Below are 15,788 nucleotides of genomic sequence, written 5' to 3' on the forward strand. Positions count from 1 at the left end.
CTTTGCTAGATGGTTCATGCTGGCGATTCCAAATAGATTGGGGTCGGGCATGGGCAAAGTCGGGGGCGTTACGATGCAGGGAAAAGAGCGCGCCGAGGTCATCTCGGCCTGTTCCAAGGGCGACATCACGGTCGCTGTCGCGGCGGAGCAGTTGAGTATCACGACGCGGCATGTGAGGCGTCTATTGGCGCGGTTCAGCGAAAATGGCGTCGGCGGATTGACATCCAGGCGCTGGGGCAAACCAAGCAATAATCGGCTCGAGCCGGATCTGGCCAAGAAAGCTCTGCAGCTAGTTCACGAGCGATACGCCGATTTTGGCCCGACGCTGGCATGCGAGCAGTTACGGGTTCGCCATCAGCTTGATCTGTCCAAGGAGACGCTACGGCATCTGATGATCGAGGCCGGGCTGTGGATACCGAAAGCAGCCCGGAGCGCCAAGCTCCATCAACCGAGGGAGCGGCGGCCATGTGTCGGTGAGCTGGTCCAGATCGACGGCAGCCGCCACCGCTGGTTTGAAGGACGTGGCCAAGCATGCACCTTACTGGTGTTTGTTGATGACGCGACTGGAAAAATCCTGCAACTGCACTTTGCAGAAACAGAAACGACCGCCAGCTACTTCGAAGCTACCCGGCGCTATATCGAGCGCCACGGCAAACCGCAGGCGTTTTACGCTGACCGCGCAGCCGTGTTTCGTTCACCGATGGCGACAGGGCGTACACGCACCCAATTCCAGCGTGCCCTCGACGAACTCAACATCGAGCTTATCTGCGCCAATTCGCCGCAAGCGAAAGGACGTGTGGAAAGGCTCAACCGCACTTTGCAGGATCGTCTGGTCAAGGAAATGAGACTGGAAGGCATCAGCGATATGGCGAGCGCCAACGCCTGGTGCGGCACCTTCATCAACCGCTTCAACGACGGTTTTGCCCGCATTGCACGCAGTCCGCTGGATGTCCATGAGCCGTTACACCGAAACGACGACCTGGCACTTATCCTGGCTTTCCATGAAACCCGGAAGCTCAGCCCAAACCTCACACTGCAGTATGGCGGTCAGCTTTACCTGCTCGAAGACAAACCCAAAGCACGGGCGCTTATCGGCCAGCGTATCGATATCCATACGGACCTCCAAGGTAAAACAGAGCTGCGTGCTAAGGGCCAAGTCGTGCCCCATACCTGCCGGGAGCTACCGAAACCAGCCAAGCCCATCATGGTCGATAGCAAGACTTTGCATCATGCCGTCGATAAGACGAGGCGCAACCGAAACGAGCGGAAAAACCTACCGCAGGACATCACCGCAAGGGGCGTAACGGCAGCGAGGAAGATGTCTGCTCAGAGCCGAGTTTGACGTCCAAAACGGACATTTCAACTTTGCTGAAAGCGGACATTTCAACTTTGCCTTTACACACCGTACGGTCACCACTATCAGCGAGTTCACGCGAAACCCAGGTACGCGGCGTATCCCGTACGGTGGGCACTCCGTGCCCACGCGGATTCAACACACCGATAACGTCACAGGCAACAGCCCCATTACCGCCCGCATACCGCTTTCAATCAACCTCCACCCGGGCTCCCACCCTGCGCGCCTCCATCCACGCATCCAGCTCCCCCGCACTCTCCGGCGCCACATGCAAGCCCAGCTTACTGCGCCGCCACAGGATATCCGCCGCCGACCGCGCCCACTCGTTCTCCACCAGGTAGGCCACCTCCGCCGCAAACAACCCCGGCACTACCTCGTCCCCCAGATCCGCCAACGCATTCCTGCGCGCCAGCAGCAGGTCGATCCGCGTCCCGTACGCCCGCACCCAGCGCCGCAGCAGCGCCGGCGGCACCCACGGATACTTCACCGCCTGGGTCGCCTCCCAGGTCCCGAACTCGAGCACGCCGCGCTTGTCCGGCCCGCGCCCGTACAGGTCCCCGCCGGGCAGGCAGGCCCCCGCCGTCCAGGCCGGCACACGCTTGCCGAGCGCCGGCCCGATCCAGTCCACCGCCTCCTGCGCCAGCTTGCGGCTGGTCGTGATCTTGCCGCCGAACACAGACAGCAGCGGCGCCCCGTCGGTATCGGTGTCGAGCCGGAAGTCACGCGTTACTGCAGCAGCGTCTCCAGTGCCATCCTGCACCAGCGGCCTCACCCCCGCGTAACTCCACACCACGTCGCCCGGCGTCACGGCGCGCACGAAATACCGGTTCGCCAGCCCGCACAGGTAGGCGATTTCCTCGGGGCCGATCGCCACCCGGTCCAGGTCTCCCGTGTAATCGACGTCGGTGGTCCCGATCAGCGTGAACGCTCCCTCGTAGGGCAGCGCGAACACGATCCGCCCGTCGGGATGCTGGAAGATATACGCCTGCTCGTGCTCGAACAGGCGCGGCACCAGGATGTGGCTGCCCTTGATCAGGCGCAGCGCGCCGCGCGCGGGCAGGTCGGGCAAGCCGTCGAGGAAGCGCGCCGCCCAGGGCCCGGCCGCGTTCACCAGGCAGCGCGCCCGCACCTGCAGCCTGGCGTCATCCTGCACCAGGGTGGTGCTCCAGTGCGCGGCATGGCGCTGCGGCGCCAGGCAGCGCGTGCGCGTGAGGATGGTGGCGCCGCGCTCGCGGGCGTCGACCGCGTTCAGCACCACCAGGCGCGCATCGTCGACCCAGCCGTCGGAATACACGAAGCCGCGGCCATAGCGCGGCTGCAGCGCGGCGCCGGCCGGATGCGCGCGCAGGTCGACGGCCTGCGAGCCCGGCAGGATTTCGCGCCGCGCCAGGCGGTCGTACAGGAACAGCCCGGCGCGGATCAGCCAGGCCGGGCGCTGGCCGCCCTCCTGGTCGTGCGGCATCACGAAGCGCAGCGGCCGCATGATATGCGGCGCACTGCGCAGCAGCACTTCGCGCTCGGCCAGGGCCTTGCGCACCAGGCCGAATTCGTAATGCTCGAGGTAGCGCAGGCCGCCGTGGATCAGCTTGCTCGATGCCGACGAGGTATGCTGGGCCAGGTCGTCTTTTTCGCACAGCAGCACGCGCAGGCCGCGCCCGGCGGCGTCGCGCGCGATGGCCGCGCCATTGATGCCGCCGCCGACGATCAGCAGGTCGCAATCGATGTGGTTCATTCGGTGCTCCGAAAACGCAACCGGTCCAGTGTAGGTCTGCCGCCCTGCCCCATGTTCGCACAGATCAAGCGGGGCGTTGCACGCGCCGATGTGTAGAATTGCAGCATGATGACGAGATGCACGCAACAACCGATGTGGGAGCCCCGGTGCTGATGGAGCAACAACGCGCCTGGGTGCGCATGCCTTCAGGCAAACGCCTGGATTTATTGAATCCCACGCCCTTCGACTGGGACGACGCCGACCTGGCCCTGGGCCTGGCCCGCACCTACCGCTGGGGCGGGCACTCGGCCTGGCCGCTGCCGCTGTCCGTGGCCCAGCATTCGATCACCGTCATGCTGCTGCAGCGCGCCGCGCTCGGGGGACGGGTCGACCCGCTGCTGGAACTGCGCGAACTGCTGCACGACGCCGAGGAAGGCCTGCTCGGCTTCGATGCGCTGTCGGTCATCAAGCCTTTCCTGGGCGAAGGTTTCCGTGCCCTTACCAAGCGCCTGGAACACGCGGTTTTCCTGCGCTATCGCCTGCCCTCCTGGAGCGCCAGCGAGCATGCCCGCCACAAGCGCGCCGACCGCCTGGCCGCCGCCAGCGAGGCGGTGCACGTGGCCGGCTGGTCGCGCGAGGAGGTGCGGCGCACCCTGAAGATCCGCGCCGCCGTGCTGCAGGACGATCCGCTGGCCGCGGTCTATGGCGGCCAGCCCTGGGAACCCTGGCCGCCGGCCCTGGCCTGCGAACGCTTCCTGGCCGAACTCGACCGGCTTACCCGGCTGGTGAGCGAGGGCGAACATGCCTGAGCAGGACATCGCCCGCGCCGCCGCCCTGATTGCCGGCGCCGACGCCCTGCTCATTTGCGCCGGCGCCGGCATGGGCGTCGACTCCGGCCTGCCCGACTTCCGCGGCGACGCCGGTTTCTGGAAAGCCTACCCAGCCCTCGGCGCGGCGCGCACGCCCTTCCACGAGATTGCCAATCCCGCCAGCTTCCGCGCCGACCCGGCACTGGCCTGGGGTTTCTATGGCCACCGCCTGGCCCTGTACCGCGACACCGTCCCGCACGCCGGCTTCGACATCCTGCTCGACCTGGCGCGCGCCATGCCGCAAGGCGCGTTTATCTTCACCAGCAACGTCGACGGCCAGTTCGGGCGCGCCGGCTTCGGCGAGGAGCAGGTCGTCGAGTGCCACGGTTCGATCCACCACCTGCAATGCAGCCAGCCCTGCGGCGATGCGATCTGGCCCGCCGCCGCCTTCCTGCCCGAGGTCGACGCGGCCGCCTGCCGCCTGCGCAATGCCCCACCGCGCTGCCCACGTTGCGGCGCCCTGGCGCGGCCGAACATCCTGATGTTCAACGACAGCGCCTGGATCGACACCCGCACCGAGGCGCAGTTTGCGCGCCTGCAGGCCTGGCGCGCCGGCGTGCGGCGCCTGGTGGTGGTCGAGCTCGGCGCCGGCGTCGACATTCCTTCGGTGCGCCGCATGAGCGAGCGGCAACGCGCGCCGCTGGTGCGCATCAATCCGCGCGCGCCCCAGCTCGATGGCGCCAGCGGCGTCGGCCTGGCGCTGGGCGCGCACGATGCGCTGGATCGGATCAGGCAGGCACTGGTGGGAGGACGCCCTCATCAGGCTTGAACGGCCTAGCCGTTGATCTTTTGCTGTACATCAACGCCTCACCTCTAAATCATTGATTTTATTAGGATTACATTGATATCCACAAGAAATGTGGATAAGTGTGTGGAAAAGCATCCCTTGACAAGCCGCAAGCGCAGTATTGATGCGGGTTTCAACAAAATGCCCGTTCCGGAGGCAAAAATAAGTCCCTTTGAAATCAAGGACCTGCACGAACCCGCTTTCGGCGTTGCGCAGCCTTATCAGAAAATTCCTACAGGGCAGCTGCGCAGGGGATAAGTCATCAAATCAGCTTCCCCTGATCCTCATTTTTGCCATATCGGCAAGGCCCTCTTCTCTTTATTTCCAGGCATTACGTGCACGGTCGCGCACCAGCATGCGCACGCTGTTCGGCATTGGTTTGCGCGACTGGGCGAGGTCGGCCGTCATCCACACGCATTCCTCGAAATGCTTGAGCATGGCCGGCGTCACGAAACGGGTGCGCGCCGCGTACATGTGGCGGTCGCCCATCTGCGCCTGCTGCTTCACGTAGAAGCGGTTCGGCACCACCAGGTGCAGGTGCTCCTTGGCGCGCGTCATCGCCACGTACAGCAGGCGCCGCTCTTCCTCGATCTCGTCGGCGCTGCCGGTGCTCATGTCCGAAGGAATGCAGCCATCGACCACGTTCAGCACGTGCACCGACTTCCACTCCTGGCCCTTGGCCGAATGGATGGTCGACAGGATCACGTAATCCTCGTCCAGCAGCGGCGGGCCGGCGCGGTCGCTGGTCGCTTCCGGCGGGTCGAGCGTGATCTCAGCCAGGAAACTTTCGCGGTTGCCATAGCCGCCCGCCAGTTGCGCCAGCTGGTCGAGGTCGGCGGCGCGCACCGGCGCATCGTCGTGCAGGCGCTCGAGGTGCGGCTGGTACCAGTCCTTGGCCAGCTCGATGTCGGCCGGCCAGCGCAGGCCGGGCGTGCGCAGGCGGCGGTAGAGTTCGACAAAGGCGTTCCAGTCGCCCTGCGCCCTGGCCGGCACCTCGAAGGCTTCCACCGCAGCCAACGCTTCCGGCGCTTCGGCCACCGCGTCGAGCAGGCGCGTGGCGGTGGCCTGGCCTATGCCGGGGATCAGTTGCGCCACACGGAAGCCGGCCAGGCGTCCATTCGGGTTCTGGGCAAAGCGCAGCACGGCCAGTACGTCCTTGATGTGCGCCGCTTCCAGGAACTTCAGGCCGCCGAATTTCACGAAGGGGATATTCCGGCGCATGAGTTCGAGTTCCAGCGCCGCGCTGTGGCTGGCGGCGCGGAACAGCACGGCTTGCTGGGTAAGCTTGACGCCGGCTTCGCGGTGCTCGAGGATGCGGTTGCAGACCCAGCGCGCCTGCTCGGCTTCGTCGGGGATCAGGATCAATTGCGGCAAGGCGGTCGCGGCCTTGTCGGTCCACAGGGTCTTGGCGTGGCGCTCGAGCGCGGCGGCAATCACGGCGTTCGAGGCGTCCAGGATCGGCTGCGTGGAGCGGTAGTTGCGCTCGAGCGTGATCATGGCGGCGGGCTGCGAAAACTGCGTCGGGAAGTCGAGGATGTTGCGCACCGTGGCGCCGCGGAAGGAATAGATCGACTGGGCATCGTCGCCCACCACCATCACGCCCTGCCCGTCCGGCTTCATGCCGGTGATGACGCTTGATTGCAGGCGGTTCGTGTCCTGGTATTCGTCGACCAGGATGTGGTCGAACAGGGAGCCGAGTTCCGGCCCCAGTTCCGGGTCGGACGCCATCTCCGCCCAGAACAGCAGCAGATCGTCGTAGTCGAGCACGTTCTGCTCCTGCTTGGCGTCGACGTAGGCGCCGAACAGGCGCTTCAGGTCGCCTTCCCATTCCGCGCACCAGGGGAACATGCTTTGCAGGACCAGGTCGAGTGGCTCGCGCGAATTCACCACCCGCGAATAGATCGCCAGGCAGGTGCCCTTCAGCGGAAAGCGCTTCTGGGTGCCGGTCAGTCCGATCTCGTGGCGCACCATGCCCATCAGGTCTTCGGAATCGCCGCGGTCGTGGATGGTGAAGGATTCGTCCAGGCCGATGCGCCTGGCGAACTCGCGCAGCAGGCGCGCGCCGATGCCGTGAAAGGTGCCGGCCCAGGGCAGCGTGACGGTCCCTTTGCTGCCGCCGATGATTCGCTGCAGAACATTGCCGGCGCGCTGGCTCATCTCGTTGGCGGCGCGCCGCGAGAAGGTCAGCAGCAGGATGCGCTGCGGGTCGGCGCCGCTCAGGATCAGGCGCGCGACGCGGTGCGCCAGCGTGTTCGTCTTGCCGGACCCGGCGCCGGCCACCACCAGCAAGGGGCGCACGGCTGCCACGCCGATGTCGTGCTCGACCGCGGCGCGCTGATCGGGGTTCAGGCTGGCAAAGGGGTCGTCGACGGTGGCATCGAGGGACGGATCGGTGGCGGCGGCAGTCATGGAAGAGATGGCAATGATGAACCAGCGCAACTGTATATCTGTCCAGTAAGCGTGCGCAAGTGCATTTTCGCTACGCAGCCGACGAAGTTGTCGTAAAAAGGCTGCGTTCGCTTTAGAGCCACTTCAAACGGCTTGCGAAGAGTGTGTGCTAAGTCTGTGGAAACAAACAGGTTTTCCGGATATCCACAAACTTTGTGAATAACTTTGTGGAAAACGCGGGGCTTGACATTGCGAAAGCGTGTCGGAATGCGGCTTTCAACAAAATGCCCAAACCGGAGGCAAAGCCGAAGCCACGTAAAATCAATGACTTGCACGCATTTGCGCACCTTGGGAAGAAAACCCGTCCGAATTACGAAAAAGAAATTTTTGTGTATAACCGGGCTTACCCGAAATCCACAAAATTGCTTTGTTGGTAATCAAAATCCGAACTGTAGAGCAACTTTACTGGCGAGAACGGCGCCGGGCGGGTTCGAGCAGCACGCGTTCGATCACCGTGCGGGCGATATCGCGCGAGCGCAGGTACTCGAGGGCAGACATGGTGTTGGCGCTGCACTGCACGGCGATGCCGTCGTCCACGATCGTGCGCTGGTGCATATCGGTACGTTCTTCTGCGACCATGCTGCGTAGCATTGCTGGAGCCTGCTTCATCGTTCCCCCGGGCTGTCGTGGCTGATCATCGGACATTGCTTGGTACCTTGCTTGCGTAACGAGTATTGTTCACCAATGGCCAAAGTCAATGTCATTCTCGTATTGGAGTGAATAAAGTTGTGTAGGCATGCCCGACGGCAGCGTAGCGCCGCTGTCCGTACAAGGCGCCTAGAATGGCTGCGTTGATCCCCATTCCACTACCAGCGAGGCAGCGATGAACACGACACCGCAACCGGACCTGAACCCCGGCGACGAAGCCGCTCCCGGCACGCCCGGCGCCGGCGAAGACATTTGCGACGCCTGCTCCGGCAGCGGCAAGCTGGGCGACGGCAAGCCCTGCCCCGAGTGCGGCGGCAGTGGCAAGGTAATGCGCGGGATCGGCGGCGGCTGAGGCCTGTGCCGCCGGCGCTCGCCTGGCGCCGTTTCGTAACAAAAATAGCAAGTGGCGTCTTAGTTGCGGGTAACATCGCAGGATGACTCCTGCGCCATCCGCCGACCGCCCGCGCCCCGCATCCTTGCGCCACCTGTTCGTCGCCTTCACCCTGCTGGCCCTGCAGGGCTTCGGCGGCGTGCTGGCCGTGGTCCAGCGCGAGATCGTCGAGCGGCGCGGCTGGCTGACCCAGGACGAATTCATCGAGGACTGGGCCGTGGCGCAGATCATGCCCGGCCCGAACGTCGTCAATTTGTCGATGATGATCGGCGCGCGCTACTTCGGCCTGCGCGGCGCCATGACGGCCCTGGCCGGCCTGATTGCCGTGCCGCTGGCGCTAGTGCTGCTGCTCGCCAACCTGCATGCGCACTTTGCCGGCAACCCGCAGGTGGAAGGCGCGCTGCGCGGCATGGCGGCGGTGTCGGCCGGCCTGATCGCCGCCGCCGGCCTGAAGCTCTCGAACGCGCTGGCGCGCAGCCCCTTGCCGGCCGCCTGGTGCATCGGCATTGCCGCGCTCGGCTTCGTGCTGGTGGCGCTGCTGAAGGTGCCGCTGGTCTGGGTCCTGCTTGGCCTGGGCGGCCTGGGCTGGGCGCTTACCTGGCGCGAGATGCGCGCATGAGCGCCGGCGCCATCCACCTGAGCCTGGGCTGGCACGACTGGCTGAACCTGTTCGCGCACTACCTGATGCTGTCGCTGATGTCGCTCGGCGGCGCGATTTCCACCACGTCCGAGATGCACCGCTTCCTGGTCGAGCAGCACGGCTGGCTGACCCAGGCCCAGTTCAACGATGCCATCGCCCTTGCCCAAGCATCGCCAGGGCCGAACGTGCTGTTCGTGGCATTGATGGGCTGGCAGGTCGGCATGAACGCCGGCAGCACCACGGCCGCTTTCCTCGGCGTGGCGGTGACCATGGTCGGCATCATGCTGCCCTCGACCGTCTTCACTTACCAGGTCGCGCAGTGGGGCCACCGCAACCGCGACCTGCGCGCCGTGCGCGCCTTCAAGCAGGGCATGGCGCCGGTGGTGATCGCGATGCTGCTGTCGACGGCGTGGATACTGGCCAGTTCGGCCGGGCGCGGCGTGGCGGACTGGCCACTGTGGGCCCTGGCGCTGGCAAGCTGCGTGGTGATCTGGCGGACCAGGCTGCATTTGCTGTGGGTGCTGGGCGCGGGGGCCTTGCTGGGGGCGTTGGGGGTAGTGTAAGCGGCTGACGGCTTTCTCTCTCGACCATCATGCGTTGTACCGCGTGGGCACAAGTGCCCACCCTACAAAAACCTACGAAACCAGCGTCGATGAGCTAAACGGTCGCGCGCGCGTTCTGGATTCGTAGGGTGGACACCTGTGTCCACGCGGTACAACGCATCCCGGTCGAACACCAACCGACGTCCCGCCCGCAAACGGACACATAACGCCCGCTACCACCGCCCCATGCCAAACTGGCATACTTGCACCATCGACCACACGACGGATACCACCATGCCCCAACTCCTGAACGAACACGCCTGCTTCGGCGGCGTCCAGCGTTTCTACCAGCACGACGCCAAGGCCATCGGCCTGCCGATGAAATTCTCGGTCTACCTGCCGCCCGGCCACGAAGGCAAACAATTGCCCGTATTGTTCTACCTCGCCGGCCTCACCTGCACCGAAGAAACCTTCATGACCAAGGCCGGCGCCCAGCGCGTGGCCGCCGAACTCGGCATCATCCTGGTCGCCCCCGACACCAGCCCGCGCGGCGCCGGCGTGCCGGGCGAAGCAGACAGCTGGGACTTCGGCGTCGGCGCCGGCTTCTATGTCGACGCCACCGCCGAGCCTTGGTCGCGCCACTACCGCATGTACAGCTACGTCCTGGAACTGCGCGAACTGGTGATGGCGGAATTCGGCGCCGACCCGGCCCGCTGCGGCATCTTCGGCCACTCGATGGGCGGCCACGGCGCCCTGATGCTGGCCCTGCGCAACCCGGACCTGTTCCGCTCGGTCTCGGCCTTTGCCCCGATCGCCGCGCCGACCCGCTGCCCCTGGGGCGAAAAGGCCTTCGGCGGCTACCTGGGTGCGGACCGCGAGGCCTGGAAAGCCTACGACGCCACCGAACTGGTGGCCGGCGGCCCGGTGCGCTTCCCGCAAGGCATCCTGGTCGACCAGGGCCTGGCCGACAAGTTCCTGCCCGACCAGCTGAACCCGGACGCCTTCGAGGCCGCCTGCCGCGCCGCCGGCCAGCCGCTGGAACTGCGCCGCCATGCCGGCTACGACCACGGCTATTACTTCATCTCGACCTTCGTCGAAGACCACCTGCGCTTCCACGGCCGCCAGCTCGGCTGAGGCCGAACACGAAGTACGCAACGCCCGGCGCGTTCCGGCCCGACGCCGTCAGACCATCCGGAACGCGCCCGGGTTCCCTTCCGCTCCAGGTTCGCTGGCGGCGCGCAAAGCCCGCGCGCACGCCGCCGCCAACCCGTCCCGCACGCCTTGAAATCGCCGCGCCGCTGCCCTATAAATCAGGTGCGGCGGTCCTGCCGCCATCTCAACCATGCACAAGGGAGGCCTACCATGAATCTCGTCAGGAGAGGCAGTACGCCACTGCCGGCTTATCGTCCCAATTCGGTCGAAGAAGGCTTCGGCCGGCTCGTCGAAAGCATGTTCGAAGACTTCTTCGCCCCCTTCGGGTCGTCGGCGAGCCGCTGGCGCGAAGCCGATGCCGCCGTACCCCGGCTCGACATGACCGAGACCGAGCAAGCCTATGAAATCCAGGCCGACATGCCTGGCGTAAACAGAGAAGATTTGAAGGTCGCCATCGACCGCCAGCGCGTCACCATCGAAGGAGAATGCCGTCAGGCAAACGAGCGGCGCGAGGGCGAAAACGTGGTGTATTCTGAACGTTCAGCACGCAAGTTCATGCGCAGCTTCAGCTTGCCGACCGAGGTCGACGACGCGGCGGCGCAGGCGAAACTCGAGAACGGCGTCCTGCACCTGACGCTGCCCAAGAAGCAGGGCAGCGAGGCGCGGCGCCTGACCATCGGCTAATCGTCCGCGCCTTCGTCCGCGCTTCGCCCGCGCCATAACTTCGGCTTTGCGGGCGGGCCCGGCGCCACACGCGCAAGCGCACGCACATGACAGACGCACATCGCTTCAGGAACCGGGCGCAGGCCGGCAGGCTGCTGGCGAAGCAGCTGAAAGCCTACGCCCGTCGCCCCGGCACGGCCGAGACCGGCGCCATCGTGCTGGCCCTGCCGCGCGGCGGCGTGCCGGTGGGCTACGCGGTGGCGGCGGCGCTCGGCCTGGAGCTCGATTTGCTGCTGGTGCGCAAGCTCGGCCTGCCCTACCAGCCCGAGTTCGCCATCGGCGCGGTCGGCAGCGGCGGTGTGCAGGTGCTGCAGCCGGGCGTGCCCGGCCTGATGGGCGTGACCCAGGAACAGGTCGACGCGATCAGCGCGCGCGAACTGGCGGAAATCGAACGCCGCACGCGCCTGTACCGCGGCGGGCGGCCCGAGCCGGCGCTGGTGCAGCGCCCGGTGATCATCGTCGACGACGGCATCGCAACCGGCTCGACGATGGAAGCGGCAGTCAAAATTGCGCGCGGGCGCCATGCCGCGCGCGTGATCGTGGCGGTGCCGGTGGCGCCGCCCGATACGCTGGGCCGGCTCGAGCCCGAAGTGGACGAGCTGGTCTGCCTGGTGTCGCCGCTGCGCTTTCGCGCGGTGAGCCAGTGGTACGACGCGTTCGATCAGACGAGCGACGCGGAAGTGCAGGATTTGCTGGCGATGGCCTGGAGCAAACAGGCCTCGCCCCTTTGACAAGCAACCCAACCAAAAGGACAAGACATGAAACATACCCGCACCGAGACCGGATACGAAGCAGGCGACCTTGCCAAGCTGCTGGGCGGCGCCGCCGCCGGCGCCCTCCTGATGTACATGCTCGACCCCGACCGCGGCAGCGCCCGCCGCTCGACCTCCACCGCGGCCCTGCGCAACGCCGGCTCGCGTACCGGCAGCGCGCTCGGCAATGCCTGGCACGGCGTCAGCGAACGCATCGGCTCGCTCGCCCACAGCGCCGCCGACAGCGCCAGCGACCTGTACGACAAGGCCGGCAGCGGCGCCAGCGACCTGGCCGACGCCGCCGGCTCGCGCGCCAGCCGCGCACTCGAGGCGGCCAAGCCCGACGGCGCCGCCCACCGCGCCTGGGACAACACGGTCGACAGCGTCTCGCGCATGGCCAGCTCCAGCGCTTCCGACCTCGATGCGGCCACCTCGCGCCTGGGCCGCCTGGCGAGCCAGGCCGGCAGCAGCGTGATGGGCGCCCTGCACCTGAACGACCGCGACGACCTCGCCTCGCTGCTGCGCAACCCGGCCGTCGTCAGCGGCGGCCTGCTCGGTATCTTCGGCCTGATGCGCCGCTCGCCGCTGGTCGGCGTGCTGGGCCTGGCCGGCCTGGCGCTGGCGGCGCGCAGCGTTGGCAATCCAGGTGGCGGCCATGAAACCGGCAACGGTCTGCTCTCGAACCTGATGGGCAGCCGCCGCGGCCGCGGCCAGAGCGTCGACCTGGAAAAAACCATCCGCATCGACGCCTCGCCGGAAGACGTGTACGAACTCTGGAGCAACTACGAAAACTTCCCGCGCTTCATGTCGCACGTGGTCGAGGTGCGCGACACCGGCCGCCGCCGCTCGCACTGGGTGGTGCAGGGTCCGGCCGGCAGCCAGTTCGAGTGGGATGCGGTGCTGACCGAGCAGTCGAAGGGCAAGCGCCTGGCCTGGCGCAGCGAACCGGGCGCGCAGATCGCCAACGAAGGGTCAATTACCTTCGAGCCGCATCGCGGCGGCACCCTGGTCACGGTGCGCCTGTCGTACACGCCGCCGGCCGGCATCGTCGGCCATGGCCTGGCGGTGCTGCTCGGCTCCGACCCGAAACGGCAAATGGACGACGACCTGGCGCGCATGAAGCACTTCGTCGAGCGCGGCGTGATTCCGCGCGACGCGCAGGCCAACGCCCCGTCGCGCGATAACGGGCGTGCAAAATCCGGCAGCCGCTTCCTGCATTGAGGCGAGGGAGCGCATGGTAACGGCAACCGACATCGGCGCGGCCGCCCTGGCCGACGCCGCCCACCCGCTCACGGGTGGGCCCGGCGACTACGACGCCCTGCTCAATCTCGTGGGCGACGCCCGCTTCGTGCTGATCGGCGAAGCGACGCACGGCACCCACGAGTTCTACGAGGAACGGGCGCGCATCACCCAGCGCCTGATCCGCGAGAAGGGCTTCACGGCGGTGGCGGTCGAGGCCGACTGGCCGGATGCCTACCGTGTCAACCGTTATGTGCGCGGCGAGGGAAGCGACAAGAATGCGGACGAAGCCCTGTCCGGCTTCGAGCGCTTCCCCGCCTGGATGTGGCGCAATACCGATGTGACCGCCTTTGTCGACTGGCTGCGCACGCACAACGAAGGCCTGCGCGCCGGGCCCAGGGTCGGCTTCTACGGGCTCGATTTATACAGCCTGTTCACCTCGGTGCGCGAAGTGCTGGACTACCTCGACAAGGTAGACCCGACCGCGGCCGCGGAAGCGCGCCGCCGCTACGCCTGCTTCGACCATTACGACGAAGACAGCCAGCACTATGGCTACGCCACCGGTGTCGGCCTGTCCGAATCCTGCCAGCAAGGCGTGCTGACTCAGTTACAGGAACTCCTACAACGCGCCTTCGACTACATGCAGGCCGATGGTGCCTCAAGCGAGGACGCCTTTTTCTACGCCCAGCAGAACGCACGCCTGGTGAAAAATGCCGAGGAATACTACCGGACCATGTTCCGTGGCCGCGTGTCGTCCTGGAATTTGCGCGACAGCCACATGGCCGAAACCCTGGACGCGCTCACGCGCCACCTGTCGCGCGACGGCGAGCCGGCCAAGATCGTGGTCTGGGAACACAACTCCCACATCGGCGACGCCCGCGCCACCGATGTCGGCAATCTGGGCGAATGGAATGTCGGCGAACTGGCGCGCAAGGCCTATCCGGGCCAGACCTGTCTGATCGGTTTTTCCACCTACGACGGCCACGTGACGGCGGCATCGGCATGGGATGGCCCGGCCGAGCGCAAGCGCGTGCGCCCTGCCCTGCACGGCAGCTACGAGGAATTGCTGCACCACGTCGGCCTGCCGCGCTACTGGCTGAATCTGCGCGACGACACGCCGGTGCGGCGCATCATGATGGAGCGTCGCCTGGAACGCGCGATCGGCGTGCTGTACTTGCCGCGCACCGAGCGCCAGAGCCATTACTTCAACGCCCAGATGGCCCAGCAGTTCGATGCCGTGATCCACATCGACCGCACCGAAGCGCTGGTGCCGCTCGATGCGACGAGTGGCTGGCATTCGGGGGAACCGCCGGAGACCTACCCGGAAGGGATTTAGACTGCCCGGCCCGCTCGATAGAGTGCAAGCGATCAAATACCGATTTGAACTACCGTTCAAGGGGCGGCTTGCTCAGGCCGGTTTTGATAATGCCAGTTTCAGATTCGTCATACTGGAATGCGTTGGGCTGGAAAAGTCTCCAGATACTTCCAGAATCGTGCCATTCGCATCGACGAATACGAAGACGCCGTAGTGATTCTCGACGTCATCGAAACCGACGAATTTAACCAGGTCGCCCTTCTTCAGGTCACCCAGATCGTTTACTACCAGGTATTCCTCATTCGTCTTGAGATTGACCTCCCGCACAGCCCATGCATCGCTGAAGTTGTAATCGGTAATTTTCTTCATGCCTGAGTGTCCTCTTTTCTTTGGCCTGGCTTCAGGTCTGCCGTGTCCCACACTCCGTGCAAAACTTGGTCCCCGGCTGCAGCAGCGTCGGGCAACTGATGCAGGACACCTGTTGCGCCATCTTGAATCCGCATTCCGGGCAGAACTTGGCGCCGTGGGTCTCGGCGCGGCATTGTGGGCAAACCAGTTGCATGGCCTGCGTGACGTCGCGCCGGGCGCCGCGCACCTTGCCTTCGTCGTTGGCAATCTCGGATGCGGCGCTGACTTCGCCCTGGGCGCGTGCCTGCGAAATCTTCACGTTGACGTTCGGCGCGCAGTTGTAGCAGAGGCCGTTCTGGCTGTCGAAACAGGTGGCGCACACATAGTCGTGGCAATTGCCGCAGCGGTTGAAGTGGGCCTTGCCGGCTGCGATGGCTTCCGTAAACGCTTCGTCGCGTGCGCTGTGCCAGCCGGCCTGCGCCATGCCGGACAGCACGCTGCTGGCATTGCCCAGCATGCCACCGAACATGCTCGCGCCTTTTTGCAGCCAGCCCGAGGCCTGGGCGCTGCGGTAAGGCTTGAAGTGCGTGCGCCAGCGGTCGCTGCAGCGCTCGCAATAAAACTCGAACTGGAACCCGGCGTCGACGCCTTGCGAATCGCTCAGGTCACGGTAATTGTTTGAGAACTGCATTTCCGACATATCGGTGGCCACTTGTCTGTACAGGGAGAAGCCGATTATATCCACTTGGCAAAAAAACAGCAGCTTCCCGCCGAGCAGAAACCACAAGCGTCGCATGTCTGCCACGTCGCGCGCTTTGCCCAAGGCCGAGCAGATAAAACGCCATGCCCCGCCGCATTCGATAAACACA

At 65.6% G+C, this 15,788-nt stretch carries 17 protein-coding genes; 12 read left to right on the plus strand and 5 right to left on the minus strand.

Annotated elements, in window-relative coordinates; translation table 11 throughout:
- Positions 1-16 precede the first annotated feature (16 nt).
- Complete coding sequence (locus LK540_RS08295; RefSeq protein ID WP_229436705.1) at positions 17-1,342, plus strand: ISNCY family transposase; 1,326 nt, start codon at positions 17-19, stop codon at positions 1,340-1,342.
- 202 nt (positions 1,343-1,544) lie between these two features.
- On the opposite strand, the gene glpD is transcribed toward LK540_RS08295, so the two are convergent.
- Positions 1,545-3,086, minus strand: a complete 1,542-nt coding sequence (gene glpD / locus LK540_RS08300; protein ID WP_229436706.1) for a glycerol-3-phosphate dehydrogenase — start codon at positions 3,084-3,086, stop codon at positions 1,545-1,547.
- A gap of 179 nt (positions 3,087-3,265) precedes the next feature.
- Between glpD and LK540_RS08305 the strand changes: the two genes are divergently transcribed.
- The 3 genes from LK540_RS08305 (at position 3,266) to LK540_RS08315 (ending at position 4,979) form a co-directional block, all read left to right on the plus strand.
- Entirely contained in the window at positions 3,266-3,874 is a 609-nt protein-coding gene (locus tag LK540_RS08305; protein ID WP_229437129.1) for a phosphohydrolase, read from the plus strand.
- Positions 3,867-4,703, plus strand: a complete 837-nt coding sequence (locus LK540_RS08310) for a Sir2 family NAD-dependent protein deacetylase (protein ID WP_229436708.1) — start codon at positions 3,867-3,869, stop codon at positions 4,701-4,703. The genes LK540_RS08305 and LK540_RS08310 overlap by 8 nt, the downstream gene beginning before the upstream one ends.
- Before the next feature lie 102 nt (positions 4,704-4,805).
- A complete protein-coding gene (locus LK540_RS08315) occupies positions 4,806-4,979 on the plus strand; it encodes a hypothetical protein (protein ID WP_229436709.1) in 174 nt (57 codons plus the stop codon).
- A 60-nt stretch (positions 4,980-5,039) separates the two neighbouring features.
- Here LK540_RS08315 and LK540_RS08320 read toward each other — a convergent pair whose 3' ends face one another.
- Together LK540_RS08320 and LK540_RS08325 are read right to left on the minus strand one after the other, a co-directional pair.
- Positions 5,040-7,130: an ATP-dependent helicase gene (locus LK540_RS08320; RefSeq protein WP_229436711.1), complete on the minus strand. Its 2,091-nt coding sequence runs from the start codon at positions 7,128-7,130 to the stop codon at positions 5,040-5,042.
- 441 nt (positions 7,131-7,571) lie between these two features.
- Complete coding sequence (locus tag LK540_RS08325; protein WP_229436712.1) at positions 7,572-7,748, minus strand: hypothetical protein; 177 nt, start codon at positions 7,746-7,748, stop codon at positions 7,572-7,574.
- Positions 7,749-7,992: 244 nt separating this feature from the next.
- Here LK540_RS08325 and LK540_RS08330 point away from each other — a divergent pair, with 244 nt between their 5' ends.
- The 8 genes from LK540_RS08330 (at position 7,993) to LK540_RS08365 (ending at position 14,592) form a co-directional block, all read left to right on the plus strand.
- Positions 7,993-8,169: a hypothetical protein gene (locus LK540_RS08330; RefSeq protein WP_229436713.1), complete on the plus strand. Its 177-nt coding sequence runs from the start codon at positions 7,993-7,995 to the stop codon at positions 8,167-8,169.
- Between the two features lie 82 nt (positions 8,170-8,251).
- Complete coding sequence (locus tag LK540_RS08335) at positions 8,252-8,827, plus strand: chromate transporter (protein ID WP_229436714.1); 576 nt, start codon at positions 8,252-8,254, stop codon at positions 8,825-8,827.
- Positions 8,824-9,411 carry a chromate transporter gene (locus LK540_RS08340; RefSeq protein WP_229436715.1) on the plus strand — a complete coding sequence of 196 codons (588 nt, stop codon included), beginning with the start codon at positions 8,824-8,826 and terminating at the stop codon, positions 9,409-9,411. Before LK540_RS08335 ends, LK540_RS08340 begins: the two co-directional genes overlap by 4 nt.
- 273 nt (positions 9,412-9,684) lie before the next feature.
- A complete protein-coding gene (gene fghA, locus LK540_RS08345) occupies positions 9,685-10,524 on the plus strand; it encodes an S-formylglutathione hydrolase (RefSeq protein WP_229436716.1) in 840 nt (279 codons plus the stop codon).
- A gap of 228 nt (positions 10,525-10,752) precedes the next feature.
- Positions 10,753-11,226 (plus strand): Hsp20/alpha crystallin family protein, encoded by a 474-nt coding sequence (locus LK540_RS08350; RefSeq protein ID WP_229436717.1) that lies wholly within the window; start codon positions 10,753-10,755, stop codon positions 11,224-11,226.
- Between the two features lie 86 nt (positions 11,227-11,312).
- On the plus strand, positions 11,313-11,996 hold the full coding sequence (locus tag LK540_RS08355; protein ID WP_229436718.1) for a phosphoribosyltransferase: 684 nt from the start codon (positions 11,313-11,315) through the stop codon (positions 11,994-11,996).
- Between the two features lie 27 nt (positions 11,997-12,023).
- Complete coding sequence (locus LK540_RS08360; protein ID WP_229436720.1) at positions 12,024-13,238, plus strand: SRPBCC family protein; 1,215 nt, start codon at positions 12,024-12,026, stop codon at positions 13,236-13,238.
- 13 nt (positions 13,239-13,251) lie between these two features.
- On the plus strand, positions 13,252-14,592 hold the full coding sequence (locus LK540_RS08365; RefSeq protein WP_229436722.1) for an erythromycin esterase family protein: 1,341 nt from the start codon (positions 13,252-13,254) through the stop codon (positions 14,590-14,592).
- Positions 14,593-14,664: 72 nt separating this feature from the next.
- On the opposite strand, the gene LK540_RS08370 is transcribed toward LK540_RS08365, so the two are convergent.
- Together LK540_RS08370 and LK540_RS08375 are read right to left on the minus strand one after the other, a co-directional pair.
- Entirely contained in the window at positions 14,665-14,940 is a 276-nt protein-coding gene (locus LK540_RS08370) for a hypothetical protein (RefSeq protein ID WP_229436723.1), read from the minus strand.
- Positions 14,941-14,971: 31 nt separating this feature from the next.
- Positions 14,972-15,610, minus strand: a complete 639-nt coding sequence (locus LK540_RS08375) for a zinc ribbon domain-containing protein (protein ID WP_229436725.1) — start codon at positions 15,608-15,610, stop codon at positions 14,972-14,974.
- Positions 15,611-15,788: the final 178 nt, after the last annotated feature.

The organism is Massilia sp. IC2-278 (assembly GCF_020708045.1).
In the GTDB taxonomy this organism is placed as follows: Bacteria; Pseudomonadota; Gammaproteobacteria; order Burkholderiales; family Burkholderiaceae_D; genus Telluria.